Source organism: Cyanobium sp. NS01, from assembly GCF_014280235.1.
Taxonomy (GTDB): domain Bacteria; phylum Cyanobacteriota; class Cyanobacteriia; order PCC-6307; family Cyanobiaceae; genus NIES-981.
Window position 1 is genome coordinate 592942 of record NZ_CP047940.1, and the last position, 18188, is coordinate 611129.

Below are 18188 nucleotides of genomic sequence, written 5' to 3' on the forward strand. Positions count from 1 at the left end.
GATGATTATTGAAAAACTGCTTCTTCAAGTTCGTATTGTCAACGCGATTGCCAAGCGCGAACTGCAAATGAGAGCGGCAAAAGGACCGATGGGTGTACTGGGAGTGTTTGTAGAGCCGCTTCTCTTTATCGCTATCTTTATGTCATTCCGCCTATTTGGTAGTCAAGCGAGTCTCCAGCCAGACTATATTAATCCCGTGCTATGGATGGCCATTGGGTTTGTCGGATTCTTTATGTTTTCAGAAGTGGCACTGAAGGCGCTTGGAGGAGTCAAAAAGAGCACAAAACTCACTTATTACAGCCGAATTCGCCCTATCGACTACCTACTTGGCTCTGCCGTTCTTGATACCCAGGTCTTCTCGCTTTTGTTGCTTGCATTTATATTTTCTTCATTTGTGTACGAATGGAAGCCAATCGTTGAGGAGCCAGGAATTGCCGTATTTTACTTCATCATGCTCTCGTTACTTGCCTTTGGCGTTGGCTTGGTCACACTGATCATCGGACATCGTTTGCCATTTGTTGCCAGTATTGCCAGGACGGCGGTGAGGCGTCTACTCCTATTCACGTCTTGCATCTTCTTTTCGATCAGCACCATCCCCAACATCTTCCGAGGTTGGATCCTCTGGAATCCGTTGGCCCATGGCATTGAACTACTGCGACATTCGTTCAATAGTGACTATCCCATACCTGGCGTTTCAGCTGTTTATTTGATAGGCTCTACATTGTTTTTGCTGGGGCTTGGATTCTTTATCTATGGCAACAATGAAACTCTTTTGCTGGCAGACGAGGAGTAGATTCTGTGTCCAGTTCTTCTAAGTATTCTGCACTTCATTTTACCTTGAGCCTCTCTCTTCCCTTTTGCCTGTGGCCTATGTCCTTGCCCTCCGGTTTAACCGCCAGAGGGATGAACATGCCAAGCTTTGCTGCTGATTCTTTTGTGATACAGTATTTAGAATGATTTACGATCGCTCTCCCAATTCTGCACCTCTCCCCAGGCCGGTGCGCGCCAGGCGAGAGCGTCGGCTGAGCCGGCGCGATCGAACCGAGATGCGTGCCATGGAGATCGGCATGGTGGCGGGAGGTCTGGCCAGCCGGGTGGGCCACTCCCTTTCAGGTGTCCTGCGTGCCATCGGTTTTGCCGAAGACGAGCTTCCCAATGTGGGCCGCCCGCCACTCCATGAACCGTCCGGGTCTCCCGTCGATTCTGCCCAGGATGAAGGGCGTCGCTGGAAAGGGCTGACCCCCGAGCAGCGTCGTTGGTTGATCCCTGGGCCGAAGCGTATTGCCGCCCTGGTTCTTGCTGGTGGGGTTCTCTACTTTGGAGTGGTTGGCCGCAATCGCTATCAGGTCACGTCGGATTTCATTGTCCGATTGCCCCAAGCCCCTAACAACGTCACTCCTTCCCTGCTGGGCACTGTTCTTGCCGGTCCCACGATGCTGGGATCCCTCGAGGATGGCCGATTCCTCTCTGTCTATCTCACATCGCCAGAGGTGATGGAGAGAGTCTTCCTGCGCTTGGAGCCTGAGCAGACTTATGCCAGAAATGGCACTGATCCTTTTGCAGGCCTTCCCAAGAACGCAGCCTTTGACCAGCAGCTGGCATTCTTCCGTCGTCAAGTGAGTGTGGTGCCGCAGGATCTGACGGGCGTCATACAGATGACGACCACTGGCTTGAACCCAACGACGGCCTTCAAGCTTAACCGCTTACTTCTGGATGAGGCGGAAAACTTTCTCAACACCTCCAACCAGAACATCAGCCGGAATCAGCAGACGTTTGCTGAACAGGAACTTGAAAATGCCCGTGAGCGGCTTGCCAAGGCCCAGCAGGCTCTTGCTGCTTTCAATGACCGTCAAGGAGAGATCAATCCCGAGGCTGCTGCTGAAGCCACCAGCCGCTTCATTGCTGCCATGGAAGCCAGGTTGATTGATCTTCAGGTGGAAGAAGGTCGCCTGAAGCGACAGTTTCTTGATCCAAATGGCCCCGAAGTATCCTTTGTTACTGACCAGATTGCTGAGCTGAGGCAACAAATAGATGTAGAGCGCTCCAAGCTTGTTGGCTCTGATGCGAAGAACTTCAACCAGAAGTTGGTCGAGTCTAGAAATCTCACCACCGAGGTTCAGTTTGCAGAGGCTTCTGTCAAGGCAGCCCAGCTTGCTGCTGACAACAGTCGTCTTGAAAGTCAGCGCCAGCTGAAGTTCCTGGTCCTGCTCAGTAATCCGGAAACCCCATCGGGGCAGTCCCTTGATTGGCGGTGGAAGGGATTGCTCTCCCTTGTGGGTCTGCTGCTCGTGGGTTGGGGTGTGGCCAGCTTTGTGCTTGGTATCTCCCGGCGTCAGTAACAGCGCTTGTTTGGTCGCCGCCGCAGCCAGCAGGATTTTGATCGTCTGCGCGATCAGAGGGATCTGGCACGTCGCCAGAGGGACCGTCTGGCGCAACGTCTTAAGCGTGTCTCCGAGCAACTGTCAGAGGAAAAGGCGAAAGCCCTTCTCCCTCCCTACTCACGCCTGGATCTGCTCACCTACCGCGATGATGGCCCGCAGCGGTATTGGCCGCAGAGAGACTCGGTTCGGACCCTTGCTGTAGACCCCGGTTCCCACGTGGCCTTTGCCACAGTAGCCAATGACCGCTTCCTGCCAGGCCTGCGCGGTTTGCTGTTGTCCTTGCTGTCGGTCTATCCGGATCTGTCCAGTCCATTTGTGGTGTTTCACGATGGCTCACTGAATCAGCTGGATCAGGCTGAACTGCTTGAGCTTTATCCCCGTATCAGCTTTGAGGCTCCGGATCCGAGCTGGGTCTCCGTCCTGCCGCGAGACTCCGCAAACCGCGAGCGGATTGGTGTCCTGGGCTATCTCAATACCTATGCCCTGAGCCTGCGCGGTTATGAGCGCGTCGTTGTGCTCGATTCCGATGTTCTGGTGTTCGGATCGCTGGATCGCCTCTGGGCTCCTGGCTCGGCCTTCCGGGTAGTGATTGATTGTGGTGCCAACCCATATGGCGTTGTCAGTGGTCATACCGGCCGGCCTGTGATCAATTCGGGGCTGATCTCGATTCCGGGATCTGCTCTGACCGACACCATGTTCACCCGCATGCAGGCCCTGATTCGATCGAGTGCTGATTCCGTCTGCCCTCATCTGGATTTGTTTGCCGACCAGAAAGTGTGGAATCAGCTGCTGATGGATCAGCCGGTTGAGCTGCTCCCGCTCAATTTCAACTGCAACATCAAATATGTTGTTCAGTTTCTCGAAGGCTGCATTGAAGGCCTGGCGCTGGTGCACTTTGCCGGGCCCAAGCCCTGGCTGCGGCATGAGCAGCTCCGCGGCCGTTCCAAGTCGGTCACCGATCACTGGCTGTGGATCAGAACCACCCGTCGGCTCACGTGGGCCTGGCGCCTGCGCCAGTTTCAGGCCTGCAGCGGAGGGCTGACTGACTGGGCTGAGTCAGGCGACTGGAAGGGCACGACCCGCCCCGCTGTGGCTGCTTTCCACCCGCAGGCTCTGCTTGATTCGGGTCAGCAAGCCGCCTCTTGGCACCTTGTGATCCACAGTGCGGAGCAGCTCTGCCCTGCCTGTGGCGGCCAGCCCCGGTGGCCAGCGGACTGGATGCCTGGCCTGAACAGCCTGGCGCAACTGCAGCCGCTGACGCTCTGGGCGCCGTTTAGTCTTCGCCACCTGCTCCAGGTTGCAGGGATGCCTGCTGGCGCCGAGTGCCGCTTCATCCTGATGGAGTTGCCCTTCAGCGCTGTCGACCTCACCGCGTCAGCGCAGCCAGGCTTTGCTCCCTGGTCGGGCTCAGCCGAAGCTTCCATGCGCCGTGCTGTCAGCCAACAGCTGGGCGCCTCGAACCTGCACTGGCTGGTTTGAGGGACGACGCGCTGGGCTGGCCCTGCTCGCCGCTGAGGGGGTAGATGCTCGCATCCATCAGTCGCGCGAGCACGGCGTCATTGCCGCCCCGTTTGTTGATCGTCAGAAACAGGCTGTGGGGCGCCTGGCTGTTGCGGTGAGGGCGGATGCGCCGACCGGCAGCGGTGAGTTCAGGAAATTCGAGGCTGAGGGAGGCATTCAACAAGGCGCTCGGCACCCCCAGCAACAGGGTGTGGTGCTTGAACCAGAGGTCGTCGGCATGGCCCGCCAACTGCAGGGCCTGGCGCCAGTTCAGCACGTCGCGATGCAGCTGGCTCAGTCGATAGCAGATGCCGTCCTTGCCCGTGGGCACGGTGAGCGGGTGAGGCTCGGTGAGCGAGGGATCGTGTTTGATCCAGCGGTGGTACGGGGCAATCCTCCCCTCCTCCACCACCATGCGGCGGCCCCGGAAGCCCACCACGCAGTTCAGCCTGTCCTGGGCATTCAGCAGCCGGCGCAGCCAGTTCCGGGGATACAGGGTGTCATCGTCGGCCGTGATCAGGTAGGGATCCAGGGCTTGTGTCCGATCGTCGAGCAGTCCGATCAGGGGCAGCAGTTTGCGATAGGAGCCGGTGTTCTCCACAAAGTGGCAGTGCAGCTGGATCCCGCGCTGGCGCGACTGGCGTTGGCGGTCTTGGAGGAAGCGTGGAAGCGCTGTGAAGCCCAGATCCAGCAGGTAGGGGTCATGGGAGAGGAACAGATGCAGGGAGACGGGCCTGGCGTCAGGGGGCAGGGACTGCCGCAGCAAGCTGTCCAAGGTGCGTTTCAGCGCCCTTTCCCGGCCCCGGATCGAGGTGAGTCCGATCAGCACGGGTGCGGTGCTGCGGCTCCCTGCGGAATCGCCCCTGGCTGCGGCGTTCCGCATCGCTGCTGCTGAGGGTGTCACACCAGGTGCTCCCGTCTGATCAGCCGACGCCAGGTGGACATCCGCAGGCTGCAGCCGTATTCAAAGCCAGAGGAGATTGTGTCGGCTCCACCGCGCATCAGATAGAGCGGTTGGCGCAGCCGGGCGATGGCCCCCTTGCCGAACTGGCGTTGCAACCTGCTGCGGAACTCCACATCGCCGCGGGAGCGCACGGGGTAGAACCCCCCCAGGGCCACCGCCGTGTCCCGTCGCACCATCAGGGAGGTGATGCCATCGCCGATGGCACGGAAGCCGTCACCATCGGGTTGGGGCTGGCCACTGAGCTCCTCAAAGCGCACATGCTGGCTATAGCAAGCCAGGGACCCCTGTGCCAGGGCCCTCGCCTGGTGGTCCAGGCGCAGGGGGTGAGAGAGGTCGTCGTCGTCCTGAATGGCGAGCACCTCCGAGCGGCAGGCGGCAAGGGCCAGGTTGCGGCAGGCGTACTGGCCCTGGTTACGTTCCTGCCGCAGCAGGAGCACCGGCAGCCCGTGGCCGTAGCGGAAGAGATCCAGGAGCTGCTCCAGGGCTTCACCCTCCGCCGCCGGCGAGCCGTCATCCACCACCAGCACCTCGGCTGGGGGAAGGGTCTGGAGGCGCAGGGCCTCCAGGGCTTGCCTCAGCCGACCCAGATCCGGGCGGAAGGTGGTGATCACCACGGCAATCCGCACGGCTCCGGGCGCGGCGGATCCGGGTTGGGGGCCGTGGCGCCGCCAGTGCTCCAGGATCCGATCAAAGGCCTGAGCCACCCCCTCGCCTGGGGGGAGCAGCGGCATCAGATCGGGCACCCCGCAGGCCTCGCCATAGAGGCGCAGCAACGAGGTGGTGTACGTGCCGAAGCCCGAGCAGGCCGCCGCCAGAAGCGGCTCCTCAGCCCCAGCCAGCCAGCAGCGGCTCGTGTCGCCGGGGTTCATCTCCTGCACCCGTCGCAGCAGATTCGTGCGGTCCCTGACTCCGCTGGTGAGGCGCAGCAAGGCCAGAAGCTGCAGCCGCAGCAGTTCCTTGCCCTGCGCTTCCGAATCCGCGCCTGGCTGACCGGCCGTCTCGGTCGGTGGCACGAGGTAACGATGCAGGCGCATGGTGCCGGCCAGCACGGCACCGCCATGGCTGGAGAGCCAGCTGACATCGAGTCGAAACCGGCGCAGGTCTCGAAGCAGGGCTTCCAGCAGATCGGCCTGCCACCACACGCGCGGCAGCAGTCGCTCGAACAGCTGCACCAGGGCCTGCTGCCGCTCCAGCGGCAGCAGGGTCACAGCGGCGCCGTCCAGCAGCAGCAGGCCCTTGAGCAACAGCAGACAGGCTGAGGGTGGCTGGCGCTGGGGCAGTTGACTGCAACTCTCCAGACTGAGTTGCAGCACCAGCTCGCGCAGCAGCTGCAGGTTGCTGCCGGCGCCCCTTACTGCTTCGGCCAGTTGACGTTGCAGCAGGCGTCGCTGCTTGCCATCGCCGCGGCTTGAGGCCAGATCGATCTCCTGCACCACGCTGTCGATGGCTGCGGCCAGCACCGCCACGGCGGTGGGGCCTTCGCCGCTGCAGGTCTCACTGCTGCAGGCCTCACTGTCGATGCAGCGGATCAACCGGGCAGTCCGCTGAACCGGGTCCGGCAGCTGCAGGGCGCGCTCCAGCATCTGCCCCCGCAGTTGCCGGGCGATGGCGCTCAGCTCGGGGTCGCGGCTGTTGAGGGCCCCGACCAGCGTTTCGGCCAGATCCCAGGCCCAGTCGAGCCCGGAGGCAGGCTCTGGTGCCGCCGCTCCGGGGGCAGCCTGCCCCAGCAGCGCCTCCAGGTCTGAGGCGAGCGCGGCCGTGAAGGCCACCTGCTCGTCCTGGGGGAGCAGGTGCACCAGGGCTGCCAGCTGATCGGCCTGCTCCGGGCTGAGGGGAACGTCGGCCCGGATCCAGCCAGTGGCGTCCAGCGGCGGGCGCCAGGGCGGCGTGGGCCAGCTGCGCGGATCGATCTGGCGCAGCAGGCGACGCTCGCTCTGCAGCAGGGCCAGGGCGGTGGGGATCACCCCGGCCGCGGCTGACGCCAAGGGGCCCTCGGGCTCGTGCTGCAGGGGCCCCAGCAGGTGCAGCCAGAGATCCAGCTGGGCGCGGTAGGCCAGGAGCTCCTCCTCCAGATGGGACCGTGGCTCGGCGGTGGCTGTTGCGGCAGACCAGCTCAGCGCGTTCAGGGTCAGGCAGGTTCCACCGGCAGCCTCCAGAAGCTCTTCCAGGCTGGGGACCAGCTCGGCCTCCACCAGCCCACGAGCCCAGTTCAGGGGCAGCAGGGCGATCACAGAGGGGGAGGAGGGGCCGGCGTCAGCCCCGGGGCCAGGCGGCAGGGTCAGCTCCAGGCTGCGGCCAGGCCGCTCCGGCCCCAGGGCTTCCCCTGGGAGCAACAGCACCGCGTCGAGGCCTGAGCAGAAGCGGTACCTGCTCACCCCAGGCAAGGCATGGAGCCGCTGGATCAGTCCTTGCAGGTTCAGGCGTGTGTGAACGTCCAGAACGGGGGCGGGGGAGGATGGCGATCCATCTTCGCGCCCCGATTGAGGTCCCTGGATCTGCTGATCGCCGCCCCGAGCGACCCCGCCGGCCTGGCGGGCTGGGGGGATGTGGCCTTTGCCCAGAGCCTGCAGCGGGCCCTGCGCGGCTGTGGCCTTGCCACACGCCTGCTGTTTCGCGACACCTACGAAAGCGCCACCCCCCCTCCCGCCGGCACCGGGCTGCTGCTGCTGCGGGGCAAGTTCCGTCCCCGCCCCGAGTGGCTCAGCCAGGCCACCTACTGCACCCGTCTGCTCTGGCAGATCAGCTGGCCGCTGGACATCAGCGCCGCGGAACTAGCCAGTTACGATCGGGTGTTAGTGGCTTCTGCCCAGGACCGGCAGCGCCTGGCCTACCTGAGCGGCAAGCCCACCCATGTGCTGCCCCAGGCCACGGACTTCCGGATGGCCGGTTCCCCGCGGCAGCCCAGCCGGGGGCTGCTGTTCGTGGGCAACACCCGTGGCTTGGTCCGGCCCCTGGTGCTGGGCTTCGGCCGCAGCGGGCTGCCGCTCACCCTGATCGGCAGCGGCTGGGAGGCCTACGGCCTGAGGGCGGAGCGGCAGAGCATCAGCAACCACGCCCTGCCGGCTCTCTACGGCGAGTGCCTGGCGGTGCTCAACGACCACCACGGCGCCATGCGTGATTTCGGCTATCTCAACAACCGGGTCTTCGATGTGCTGGCCTGCGGGGTGCCGGTGATCACCGACGTGGCGCCAGGCTGCCCTGAAGCGCTGCTGCCGGGGATCGTCGTGCATGGCCCCGATGACGACCCCCAGGCCACGCTGGCTGAGGTGATGCGCCGCCGCTCCAAGCCTGGACTGCTGCAATGGGTCAGCGGGGTCGTGGCCCGTGAGCACAGTTTTCAGGCCCGGGCCGAGGCGTTGCTGGCGGCCTGCGGCCTTGGCTCAGGATTGGCTGACGCTGGCGGTTGGACGCGAGGGGCTGCCCTGGCTGCCCCCGCCGACCTCGGACCCTGAGGGGAAGCCGGCCTGTTGGAGCAGCTGCTCCACTTCGGCGATGTAGAGCTGAAACCCCTCCAGCTGCAGGGCCTGGGCCCGTAGCTCTTCGGGGAATTCGACGATCGGATCCGGCAGGCCAGCCTTGGCGTCCCGACGCAGTTTGAGGCTGGCGGCCTCGGCCATGAGCTCATCAAACCTGGGGAAGTCCGGGTCCTGAAGCAGGGCTCTGCTGAGCTCTCTAGCCGCGACCACGCCCTTTCTGTTGGCCAGAAGCTCCTGGACGCGGGTCAGCTTGGCCTTGCGCCAGCTGCGCCAGGCTTCAGGCGCACGCCGCTCAGGATGCTCCAGAAGGATCGCCAGCCTTTGGTGGGGCGTAGGGGGGGGCAAGAGCCTGAGCCGCCGAGCGATCTTCTTCAGCGGCCCAGCAAGACGGCGTGGGAGCGAGACAGCTGGAGTGGCCATGGATCCCGCCGATGGAATGGATGTTTTCAAAGCTACACAGCCGCCAAACATGTGTGGGCCGCCGATGTGGTGACCTGTCTGCTGTCGTGGGACCGACATCAGCAGCCTCAGGGCAGGGATGCCAGGAGTTAGCGAAGGTTCGTCGGTCCAGACCGAGCTGCTTGAGAGAAGCCTCGGGTATTCCATGGAGTGATGAAATTTTCGCTAGGCACTGATTGCGCCACCTCTTCAGCTTGTGCTGGTTATCTGTGGCCCAGCGTCTTGAAGTGCTTTTTTGAGCTTGCTATTCTCCGCTGACCGCTGTGCCATCTTGTTCAACACAAGCAAGCTCAGGATGCCATAGGATTCGGTTGAGATGTTTTCCACAAGATACGCAACGTCCATGAGCCCTCCACTGAGGTCACTAGGTGGGATTTCGGGGACAGTTGGGGGCGATTCAAGGGCTTCCTTCAAATGCTCATAGTTTACGCGTTGATAGCTCAACCCAAACTCTGTTTTGAGTTGAAGTAGCTCCTCGGCGTGGCAGCCCTCAATGTAGTTTCGCCATTCCTCTCGCAGGCGAGGGGGCTCGAATCGTTCCATCCCACTGAACTCTTGTAGCGTCAGGATCAGTTGACGGGTATCCGGGGTGAAGGTGTTGGCCTTATCCCGATGAAACATTCGACGGTAGTTCAGCAAAAGAGCCATGCCTTCAGCCGTCATGGAGAGATTTCGGTTGCCCTTGGTGGATGCCGCGGTGTTTGCATGGGCAGCGTCTGTATTGGGGTTGCGAATGGATTGCAGGAAATCGTCCACCACAGACCCCTCTGCCAAGGTGCTCCGTTCATAGGCGCGGAACAGGGTGCATCCAGGAAAGACCGAATCCCATGTCCGCAGCACGTGGGAAAACGTCTGCTGCCAGCCTATGGGCGATGGCAATTCATGATGGGCTTTGATGGATTGCTGGGCACTGGAAAGGAACAGGGACCCCGGATCTCTAACATAGGCAAGAATCAGAAACTCTGTGAAGGCTTGGGATTCCAGGAATAGCCGTAAGTCACGCACGCTTTCGAGATCGAGGCGTGTGAGATATTCATCACTGAAAATCAGGGTGCGACAAGAGTCGTGACTGGCGATTTCTTGTTTCAGGAGCTGCCGTTGGAGCTCGCGATGCTGAGCATAGGCATCATCTGATTTGAAGCGCATGCGGTCCACGCGACTGATGCTGCCCTGATGAAAAGCGAAATAAAGGCTGCGGTGATTGAGGCCGGTCTTGGCGCCTGTCATCCCCAGGCTCAGGATCCCGCCAGATTGCCACTGCTCGTAGTGGGCTTTCAGAAACGTCTGGATGGCAGACGATCCGGCTTTTGGGGCCCCAATATGGATAATGGCCCTACGTTCCTGTTGTTTACTCACGGAATCAATGTTTGTAGTTCTGCGTGCCATAATGGCAACTTTACTGTACTATGCTGAAGTCTGTGGTGGTCGTTTCTGATTCATCCTGGCGACCAGTCTTTACCATCGTCTTGGCTTTGGTAATGCAGTCTCTGCTTTGTATTGCTGAGCTTCCTAGGGCTTGGCTCTTCTGTGTTGGGCTGCGCATGCCTGTGCATCGTCTGAATCCAGCTCACGGCTTGGCAAGAGTTAGGCATACTAGCGCCTGTACAGTACTAGTCTCCCAGCTGTTCGTGCCACTACGATGACAATCTTTGTGCTGCGTCCTTCACGGCAGGGCCAGAAGGTCACGCGTCGCATTCTGAAGGGTTTTGGGTTGGCCGTCAGCGAGGCCTCCCCGGAGGTAGAGGGGGCGGCGGGTTACGACACGTTCATGGGTGTAGGGCTGGCTGGGCAGTATCAAGATCTCGCACAACGTTACCCCTCCAGTCGTTTCATTCTTCTCCGCAGCCGTGGCAGCGATGGGCAGAGCCCTACCGCCACCCAGGGCATCACTGCTTTTTGCGAGGAGGTTGAGTGTTTTTTTGCGGCCCAGCCTGGAAGGCTGCTTGCTGTTGCGCTGCCGAGCCCTGAGGCGAAGGCAGCATTGAAACAGTTTCTGGGGCTGCCGGACCCTGATCCGGTGGTTGTGCTCTCCCAGAGCCGGGCCGCAAGGCGTCTGAGGCAACAGCGCCGCCGCCGCTCCAGATCCAAGCTCTTCTGTATAGGTTTTCATAAAACTGGCACAACCAGCCTGGAGCGAGCCCTTGAATATCTGGGCTACCGAGTGATTGGTCGAAGACGGCTCAAGGGGCTTCACAGCCACCACGAACTTCTGGAGGCGTGCTGTAATCTTGTGCCTCGCTATAATGCCTTCCAGGATAATCCGTGGCCACTGTTCTACCGAGAATTGGATGCCAGATTTCCAGGTAGTAAATTCATTCTCACTGTGCGTCCCCCCGAGGCCTGGTTGCAAAGCCAGGTGAAGCACTTTGGTTCAAAAGTGTCAACTATGCGACAATGGATCTATGGAAAGGGATGTTCCAAGGGGAATGAGGGCGTCTATCTTAAGCGCTACAATGAGCACAATGCTGAGGTGATTGACTATTTTCGAGATCGCCCAAGGGACTTGCTTGTGCTTGATCTTACGGCCGGGGCTGGCTGGCCCGAACTCTGCAACTTTCTAGGCTATCCAATACCCTCTGTGCCGTTTCCCCGTTCCAATACAGCCGCCGATCGTAAGGAGCGCGACAGCCTCAAAGACGCGTGGATTGTCCCTGGGAAAACTCCCTAGCAACCTCTTGGATTCCTAAGGATAGTGCCACCTTGGCCTTCCAACCAAGGCTTTGAAGCCGAGTCACATCCAGTCGTTTCCGTGGGGTGCCATCTGGCTTGGTCTTGTCCCACTCAATGTCCCCTTGAAAGCCCACGGCATCAGCCACCATTTGGGCCAATTCCTTGATCGGAAGATCTTGACCTGTGCCTACGTTCAGGAAGTTGAGATGTTGTCCGTCTTGCTGCTGAGGGGCATTTTCAGCTGAAGGATCCCAACGCTGAAGGCAGTACACGCAGGCATCCGCAAGATCGTCCACATGCAAAAATTCCCGGCGTGGTTGGCCTGTGCCCCAGCAGGTCACTGAGCTGGCACGGTTCATGCGGGCCTCATGGAATCGACGAATCAGGGCTGGCAGAACATGACTGTTCTGAGGGTGATAATTATCCCCTGGGCCATAGAGATTGGTAGGCATCAAGCTGATGGCATCGAAGCCATGCTGAAGTCGCAGGGCTTCGCATAGCTTGATGCCGGTGATCTTGGCGATGGCATACCACTCATTAGTGGGTTCAAGTGGGCCATTCAGCAATTCCTCCTCTCGGATGGGCTGGGCGGCAAACTTTGGATAGATGCAACTACTGCCGAGAAATAGCAGGCGACGCACACCCTGTTGCCAGGCAGCCTCAATCACATTGAGCTGAATCTTGAGGTTATCAAGAAGGAAGTCTGCGGGATAGGTGGAGTTGGCCACAATGCCGCCAACCTTGGCGGCTGCCACTACCACCACATCTGGCTTCTGCTGCTGAAACCATGTCTTGACGGCTCCGTCGTCGCTGAGGTCGAGGTTGGAGCGATCAGCCGTGAGCAGATTGGTGAAACCCTGCCGCTCAAAGGATCGGCAGACGGCGCTGCCAGCCATGCCTCGATGTCCAGCTACAAAAATTCTGTCCTGGTGATGGAGCAACCCACCGGATGCCTGGGCGGTGCTGGTGCTCATGCCTTCACCTTCGGGCTCACGGCATTGGGGTTGGTTGGGGGGTTCTCCATCGACCCCACCACGGTGAAACCCTCCCGGCGTAGGGTGGCTTCCTTGGAGGCCTCCAGCTTGTCGCAGGTGACCATTTCCTCCACCAACTCCTCAAGTGTAGTGGTCGGAGTCCAGCCGAGCTTCTCATGGGCACGGCTTGGATCTCCCAGCAGGGTTTCCACTTCCGCTGGCCTGAAGTATCGGGGGTCGATGCGCACCACGGCGGCACCGGTGTCGGTGCGGCGGCCAACTTCTTCCAGGCCTTCCCCATGCCACTCGATGGCAGCACCACCCGTTGAATCCTTCCAGCCAACGGCTTCAGCGGCCAGCTCAATGAAGCGCCGCACACTCTCCTGGCGCCCTGTGGCGATCACGAAGTCTTCTGGTGAGCCTTCCTGTTGCAGCATCCGCCATTGCATCTCGACATAGTCCCGGGCATGTCCCCAGTCGCGCAGGGAGTCGAGATTGCCCATGTAAAGACATTGATCCAGGCCTGCATCGATTCTTGCTAGCCCCCGCGTAATCTTGCGTGTTACAAAGGTCTCACCCCTGCGCGGCGACTCATGGTTGAACAGAATGCCGTTACAGGCGTACATGCCATAGGCCTCTCGATAATTGACTGTGATCCAGTAGGCATACAGTTTGGCGACTCCATAGGGGCTCCTGGGGTAGAATGGAGTACTCTCCTTCTGTGGGGTCTCCTGCACCAGCCCGTAGAGTTCGCTGGTGCTGGCCTGGTAGATCCGGGTGCGTTCAGAGAGTCCAAGAATCCTCACGGCTTCGAGAATTCTGAGCGTGCCAAGACCATCGCTGTTGGCAGTGTACTCAGGCGCTTCAAAGCTCACCTGAACATGGCTCTGTGCCCCCAGGTTGTAGATCTCATCAGGTTGAACCTGCTGTACGATCCTAATCAGGTTGGTGCTGTCTGTGAGATCGCCATAGTGCAGCACCAGGCGCGGATCACTGACATGGGGATCCTGGTAGAGATGGTCGATGCGGCTGGTGTTGAAGCTGCTGGAGCGGCGCTTGATCCCATGCACTTCATAGCCCTTCTCGAGCAGTAATTCGGCCAGGTAACTTCCGTCTTGACCTGTGATTCCGGTGATCAACGCTGTCTTGCTCATACCGCTGCTGCAGTTGCTGGGGGCGTGCGCGTCATTGTGACCTGTCTTGGGATCAGTGACCGTGTGTCCCGTCTGTCCTTCGCATCGGCTCATGGCTGCAGTGGGGAGCAAGATGGGCAGGAGAGCCTGGATGGTCTGTGAGCGCACTTCGGATTGCCCTCCCTCCCGGGGCCGCGGATCCCGTGATGGTTCCGATCCTGCATCGGCTGCTGAACGTGCTGCTTGCCGCAGACCTGCCGCTGGAACAGCTGGAGTCCTGGGAGGCCGTGGAGTTCGGCCTCGGGCCGGTGGCCGTGCTCTTCCCCACCCCCGATCAGGCCCTCTGCGCTGATCTGTTGCAGTCCGAGGGCGGCCTGGCCGGCCACTACACCCGTCTGGCCGATCTGGCCTCGGCCTGGGCGGCGACAGAGCCGCAGCCCCAGCTGCGTCTGGTCAACCTGGGCCTCAGCTCCGTGCCCCAGCTGGTGGGCTGGGCGGTGGCGGCGCTGCAAGGTGGAGCGCTTGCGGACTCTTTGCCGGTGGCTGGCGATGGCTCAGGGGCCGACCTTGCCGACCAGGATCTCTGGCTTCGCGCTCAGCCCGAAGCCCTCAACGCCGTGATTGCTCTGGACCTGCTCCAGAGCCAGCCGCAGATCCTGCCGACCTACCTCAGGCTGGACGGCCATTCCCTCGCTGCTGGTGCTGAACGGCGCCCACCCGACCATGACTGCCTCTCGCGCCTGGAGGCGTCGGCCCAGCCAGAGCGGTTGCTGGAGCAGTGCCAACGGTTGGCCCGCTTTGAGGCTGACCTGCACGATCTCGGCCTGGAGCTCGGAGCAGCTCGAGCCGAGCTGATTGATGCCGCCTGGATCCGGGAGCAACTGGCGGAGCAGCTGCAACAGATGGAGGCCGCCCTGGCAGATCTGGCGACGTGCCAAAGCGACCGTCTCCACCTCAGGCAACAGTTGGAGGCCGAGCAGCTCAACCAGGCGGAGCTGCTGGCCAACCAGCAGCAGATCCAGGCCACCCTGGAGCAGGCGGTTCAGTTCTCCCGCAGCCAGAATGCCCTGCATGACTCGGCCCTGAAGGTGATCAGGGGGTTGCAGCGTCAGCAGAGCTTGCTCGGCAGGGCCTGACCACCGGACGCGGCGAGCGCAGCCAAGCGGGCCGGCCCGGCCGGTCGTTGTCCAGATAGCCCACCAGTTCCAGAGCATCGGCGGCAGCAGCACTGGCCAGGGAGTCCTGCTCGGGGTGGGGCCAGCGGGCGATCAGCCGGCTGCGGTTGGCCTCGATGAAGCGATAGCGGCCCGGACTCGACCCTTCCGGGTGAATGACGAGGCTGTCCGGTTCCACGCTGAAGTCCCCGCCGAAGCGCTGCCTCAGCCGGTGGCAGAGATCGGTGTCTTCCTGGCCGTTGAGATAGCCCACATCAAAGCCCTGCACAGCGGCGAACTCCCGGGCGCGCAGCAGCAGACAGGCTGCTGTGGCGGCTGGGGTGCGGCGACGCTGCAAGAGGGGCGCTGCGGCGGCGCCTGCATGCAGGGCCAGGCCCAGGGGGCTGGCCTGGCCGAAGACGACGCCCAGGCACTGCACCTGGCCTGCGGGGGTGAGCAGGGCCGGTTGGGCGCCGCGGCACCGTGGATCCTCCAGGGCACTCAGCAGCGGGGGCAGGGCCCCAGCTGCCATGCGGGCATCGCTGTTCAGGAACAGCACCCTGCTGCCGCGGCTGGACGCGAAGCCGAGGTTGCATCCCAGCGCGAAGCCGAAATTGCTGGGCTGCCGCAGCACCCGCACGCGGCGATCGAGCCTGGGTGCCTCATCCAGAACGGCGCAGGTGCCTGCATCGCCGTTGCCGTTGTCCACCAGCAGGATCTCCAGCTTCTGGGAGCCCTGCATTTGCCCCAGGTGCTTCAGGCAGTGGCCTAGTTCCGTCCCCGCGCCCCACACGGGAATCACCACGGACACCAGCTCGTCATCTCGGCTCTGCTCGTGGACTGAGCTCCAGCAGAGCCGCCGCCTTTCCTGCAGCAGGTTCTCGTGGCAGCGGCGCCGGGCCTCCTGCCAGTGGCGGGGATGCTCGGTGGGCTCCAGGGGGGCCTCGAGCTCGATGGCCAGGCCGGGCAGCCATGGCCAGCGGTGCCAGCCGAGCAGCCAGTCGCGCCCCAGGGCCAGGCGAATCCCCCGCTCCAGGCGGGCCTGGGGTTCCTCGCGGCCATTGAGGGGGTGGTATCGGCCATGGCCATCGGCGATCAGCTGGCCATCGAGCCAGAGCAGGGCGGGATGCGGGTCTTCCCCAGGGGCCTCGCCATCGAGCACCGCCACCACGCGGCTGTCCCAGACCAGCAGATGCAGCAGGCCCAGCCGCAGGGTCGACGGGCTGGCCGCCGAGAGCTCCAGCTGGTGGGCCGGATGGGCCAGCACCCAGGCCAGCAGGGCCTCGGGGGTTTCCGGCAGGGGCCCCTGGGTGCGCAGCCGTTCCACGCCGTCACGCTCAAGCTGGGCGATGAGGGCCTGGCGGGCCTTCCGGGTGCACAGGGGCCGCAACCCCGGCGACGCTTCGGCCACCTGCAAGAGCTGCTGCAGGGCCCTGCCCGGCTCACCTGAGCCCATCAGCCGCGAGGCCTGCAGCAACCGGCGGCTGGCCTCGGGCAGCCAGACGAGATCGGGAGGAGCAGCAGCCATGGCTTCAGGCGCGGCGGGGGGCAGAGGTGTTCAGCCGCGGGCATCGGAGCCGTGGCCACCACGGCTTAAAGTGCCACCACGCCTGGGTTGCCGCATGAAAGCTGTCATCCTCGCAGGCGGTTTGGGCACCCGCCTCTCCGAGGAGACCCAGGTGCGTCCTAAGCCCATGGTGGAGGTGGGCGGACGGCCGATCCTGTGGCACATCCTCAAGATCTACAGCGCCTTTGGCATCAACGACTTTGTCGTGTGTTGTGGCTACAAGGGCTACATGATCAAGGAATACTTCGCGAATTATTTTCTTCACACCAGCGATGTCACGTTCCACATGGATGAGGGCAATCGCATGGAGGTGCACCACCAGAAGACCGAGCCCTGGAAAGTGACCCTGGTGGATACGGGAGAGAGCACCCAGACCGGCGGGCGGCTGGCCAGGGTGCGTCCCTATCTGGGGGATCAGTCGTTCTGCTTCACCTATGGCGATGGTCTCGCCGATGTGGATGTGGAGGCCCTGGTGCAGCACCACGCCAGCCAGGGCCTGCAGGCCACGCTCACGGCCGTTCAGCCACCAGGGCGCTATGGCGCCCTCCATCTCGAAGACCAGCGGGTGCGCCAGTTCCAGGAGAAGCCTGATGGCGACAATGCCTGGATCAACGGTGGTTTCTTTGTGCTGGAGCCCTCGGTGTGTGATCTGATCCGCGATGACGCCAGCGTTTTCGAGGCCGACGTGCTGCCGCGTCTGGCGGCGGCTGGCCAGCTCTCGGCCTTCCGCCACAGCGGCTTCTGGCAGCCGATGGACACCCTCAGGGAGCGCAACCGTCTCGAAGCGCTCTGGCAGGGCGGGCAGGCTCCCTGGAAGCGCTGGCCATGAGCATCGATCCGGCCTTCTGGGCCGGCCGGCGGGTGCTGCTCACCGGCCACACCGGTTTCAAGGGGGCCTGGCTGGCCCTCTGGCTGCTGCGGCTCGGGGCGAGGGTCGAAGGGCTGGCCCTGCCGCCTGAAGCCACCACCAGCCTCTATGGCGCCCTGGAACTCGAGCACCGCTTCCCGGAGCAGCTCCAATCCCACCTGCTCGACCTGCGCGATGCCGAGGCCGTGGCTGCAGCGGTGCGGCACGCCCGCCCCCAGGTGGTGCTCCATCTGGCGGCCCAGGCCCTGGTGCGGCGGGGCTACGCCGATCCCCTCGGCACCTGGGCCACAAACGTGCAGGGCAGCCTGCATCTGCTGGAAGCCCTCAGGTGCCTGCCCCATCCCTGCGCTGTGGTCATGGTGACCACCGACAAGGTGTATGAGAACCGGGAGTGGCTGCACGGCTACCGGGAGCCCGACCGGCTCGGAGGCCATGACCCCTACAGCGCCAGCAAGGCGGCCGCCGAGCTGGCCATTGCCTCCTGGCGCAGCAGTTTCTGCGGGTCGGGCGCCCACCAGACCCCCCATCTCGCGATCGCCACGGCCAGGGCTGGCAACGTGATCGGCGGGGGCGACTCGGCTCCCGATCGGATCGTGCCCGATGCGATGCGCGCCTGGGCGGCAGCGGAGACCCTTGACCTGCGCCACCCCCGGGCCACCCGCCCATGGCAGCACGTGCTCGAACCCCTGGGCGGCTACCTGCAGCTGGCGCAAGCGCTGAGCCGGGATCCGGCGGCTTTCGCCGAGGCCTGGAACTTCGGACCGGGGCTGGAGTCGAACCGCACGGTGCAGGAGCTGGTGCTGGCCCTGCAGTCCCACTGGCCTGGCCGCTGGCGCGATTGCAGCGGCCCTGGGGCTCCCCATGAAGCCGGCCTGCTGCACCTGGCTATCGACAAGGCCGTCAGCCGGCTGCTCTGGCAGCCCCGCTGGGACTTCGCCACCACCGTGGCCCGCACGGCCGGCTGGTACCGACAGGTGTATGAAGGGGCGTCACCCCTGGCGTGCTGCCAGGCCGACCTGGAGGCCTATGGGGCGGGCTGAGC

General features: G+C 62.8%; 15 protein-coding genes. 8 read left to right on the forward strand and 7 right to left on the reverse strand.

From position 1 onward, the window contains the following. Position 1 precedes the first annotated feature (1 nt). The 3 genes from CyaNS01_RS02985 to CyaNS01_RS02995 all read left to right on the forward strand — a co-directional run bounded on the left by CyaNS01_RS02985 (position 2) and on the right by CyaNS01_RS02995 (position 3860). The gene (locus tag CyaNS01_RS02985) at positions 2–793 is read left to right on the forward strand and encodes an ABC transporter permease (protein WP_186698725.1); all 792 of its coding nucleotides are present in this window, start codon (positions 2–4) and stop codon (positions 791–793) included. A gap of 262 nt (positions 794–1055) precedes the next feature. Further along, positions 1056–2339, forward strand: a complete 1284-nt coding sequence (locus tag CyaNS01_RS02990; RefSeq protein ID WP_186698727.1) for a sugar ABC transporter — start codon at positions 1056–1058, stop codon at positions 2337–2339. A gap of 6 nt (positions 2340–2345) precedes the next feature. Next, positions 2346–3860: a glycosyltransferase gene (locus CyaNS01_RS02995; RefSeq protein ID WP_186698729.1), complete on the forward strand. Its 1515-nt coding sequence runs from the start codon at positions 2346–2348 to the stop codon at positions 3858–3860. Here the strand turns inward: CyaNS01_RS02995 and CyaNS01_RS03000 are convergent. Together CyaNS01_RS03000 and CyaNS01_RS03005 are read right to left on the reverse strand one after the other, a co-directional pair. Next, positions 3817–4656, reverse strand: a complete 840-nt coding sequence (locus tag CyaNS01_RS03000) for a hypothetical protein (RefSeq protein ID WP_186698731.1) — start codon at positions 4654–4656, stop codon at positions 3817–3819. The two genes, CyaNS01_RS02995 and CyaNS01_RS03000, sit on opposite strands and share 44 nt — an antisense overlap. Before the next feature lie 125 nt (positions 4657–4781). Then, positions 4782–7220 (reverse strand): glycosyltransferase family A protein, encoded by a 2439-nt coding sequence (locus CyaNS01_RS03005; protein ID WP_186698733.1) that lies wholly within the window; start codon positions 7218–7220, stop codon positions 4782–4784. A 105-nt stretch (positions 7221–7325) separates the two neighbouring features. Here CyaNS01_RS03005 and CyaNS01_RS03010 point away from each other — a divergent pair, with 105 nt between their 5' ends. Then, positions 7326–8297: a glycosyltransferase gene (locus tag CyaNS01_RS03010; RefSeq protein WP_186698735.1), complete on the forward strand. Its 972-nt coding sequence runs from the start codon at positions 7326–7328 to the stop codon at positions 8295–8297. On the opposite strand, the gene CyaNS01_RS03015 is transcribed toward CyaNS01_RS03010, so the two are convergent. After that, positions 8226–8666: a hypothetical protein gene (locus CyaNS01_RS03015; protein ID WP_186698737.1), complete on the reverse strand. Its 441-nt coding sequence runs from the start codon at positions 8664–8666 to the stop codon at positions 8226–8228. The genes CyaNS01_RS03010 and CyaNS01_RS03015 overlap by 72 nt on opposite strands. A gap of 303 nt (positions 8667–8969) precedes the next feature. Then, complete coding sequence (locus CyaNS01_RS03020) at positions 8970–10136, reverse strand: hypothetical protein (RefSeq protein WP_186698739.1); 1167 nt, start codon at positions 10134–10136, stop codon at positions 8970–8972. Positions 10137–10419: 283 nt separating this feature from the next. On the opposite strand from CyaNS01_RS03020, the gene CyaNS01_RS03025 reads away from it, so the two are divergent. After that, positions 10420–11448 carry a sulfotransferase family protein gene (locus CyaNS01_RS03025; RefSeq protein ID WP_222934194.1) on the forward strand — a complete coding sequence of 343 codons (1029 nt, stop codon included), beginning with the start codon at positions 10420–10422 and terminating at the stop codon, positions 11446–11448. On the opposite strand, the gene CyaNS01_RS03030 is transcribed toward CyaNS01_RS03025, so the two are convergent. Both CyaNS01_RS03030 and gmd read right to left on the reverse strand, forming a co-directional pair. After that, positions 11411–12424 (reverse strand): GDP-L-fucose synthase, encoded by a 1014-nt coding sequence (locus CyaNS01_RS03030; protein ID WP_186698740.1) that lies wholly within the window; start codon positions 12422–12424, stop codon positions 11411–11413. The genes CyaNS01_RS03025 and CyaNS01_RS03030 overlap by 38 nt on opposite strands. Continuing rightward, complete coding sequence (gmd, locus tag CyaNS01_RS03035) at positions 12421–13578, reverse strand: GDP-mannose 4,6-dehydratase (protein ID WP_186698742.1); 1158 nt, start codon at positions 13576–13578, stop codon at positions 12421–12423. The genes CyaNS01_RS03030 and gmd overlap by 4 nt, the downstream gene beginning before the upstream one ends. Positions 13579–13763: 185 nt before the next feature. Here gmd and CyaNS01_RS03040 point away from each other — a divergent pair, with 185 nt between their 5' ends. Continuing rightward, positions 13764–14693 (forward strand): hypothetical protein, encoded by a 930-nt coding sequence (locus CyaNS01_RS03040; RefSeq protein ID WP_186698744.1) that lies wholly within the window; start codon positions 13764–13766, stop codon positions 14691–14693. On the opposite strand, the gene CyaNS01_RS03045 is transcribed toward CyaNS01_RS03040, so the two are convergent. Beyond that, positions 14650–16239, reverse strand: a complete 1590-nt coding sequence (locus CyaNS01_RS03045; protein ID WP_186698746.1) for a glycosyltransferase family 2 protein — start codon at positions 16237–16239, stop codon at positions 14650–14652. The two genes, CyaNS01_RS03040 and CyaNS01_RS03045, sit on opposite strands and share 44 nt — an antisense overlap. A gap of 94 nt (positions 16240–16333) precedes the next feature. Between CyaNS01_RS03045 and rfbF the strand changes: the two genes are divergently transcribed. Together rfbF and rfbG are read left to right on the forward strand one after the other, a co-directional pair. After that, positions 16334–17107 carry a glucose-1-phosphate cytidylyltransferase gene (gene rfbF, locus CyaNS01_RS03050; RefSeq protein WP_186698748.1) on the forward strand — a complete coding sequence of 258 codons (774 nt, stop codon included), beginning with the start codon at positions 16334–16336 and terminating at the stop codon, positions 17105–17107. Continuing rightward, positions 17104–18186: a CDP-glucose 4,6-dehydratase gene (rfbG, locus tag CyaNS01_RS03055; RefSeq protein ID WP_186698750.1), complete on the forward strand. Its 1083-nt coding sequence runs from the start codon at positions 17104–17106 to the stop codon at positions 18184–18186. The genes rfbF and rfbG overlap by 4 nt, the downstream gene beginning before the upstream one ends. The last annotated feature ends 2 nt before the right edge of the window (positions 18187–18188 follow it).

Coding starts and splice junctions, on each gene's coding strand:
- CyaNS01_RS02985 (WP_186698725.1), top strand. CDS start 2: ATGATTATTGAAAAACTGCTTCTTCAAGTTCGTATTGTCAACGCGATT.
- CyaNS01_RS02990 (WP_186698727.1), top strand. CDS start 1,056: ATGGAGATCGGCATGGTGGCGGGAGGTCTGGCCAGCCGGGTGGGCCAC.
- CyaNS01_RS03025 (WP_222934194.1), top strand. CDS start 10,420: ATGACAATCTTTGTGCTGCGTCCTTCACGGCAGGGCCAGAAGGTCACG.
- CyaNS01_RS03030 (WP_186698740.1), bottom strand. CDS start 12,424: ATGAGCACCAGCACCGCCCAGGCATCCGGTGGGTTGCTCCATCACCAG.
- gmd (WP_186698742.1), bottom strand. CDS start 13,578: ATGAGCAAGACAGCGTTGATCACCGGAATCACAGGTCAAGACGGAAGT.
- CyaNS01_RS03040 (WP_186698744.1), top strand. CDS start 13,764: ATGGTTCCGATCCTGCATCGGCTGCTGAACGTGCTGCTTGCCGCAGAC.
- CyaNS01_RS03045 (WP_186698746.1), bottom strand. CDS start 16,239: ATGGCTGCTGCTCCTCCCGATCTCGTCTGGCTGCCCGAGGCCAGCCGC.
- rfbF (WP_186698748.1), top strand. CDS start 16,334: ATGAAAGCTGTCATCCTCGCAGGCGGTTTGGGCACCCGCCTCTCCGAG.
- rfbG (WP_186698750.1), top strand. CDS start 17,104: ATGAGCATCGATCCGGCCTTCTGGGCCGGCCGGCGGGTGCTGCTCACC.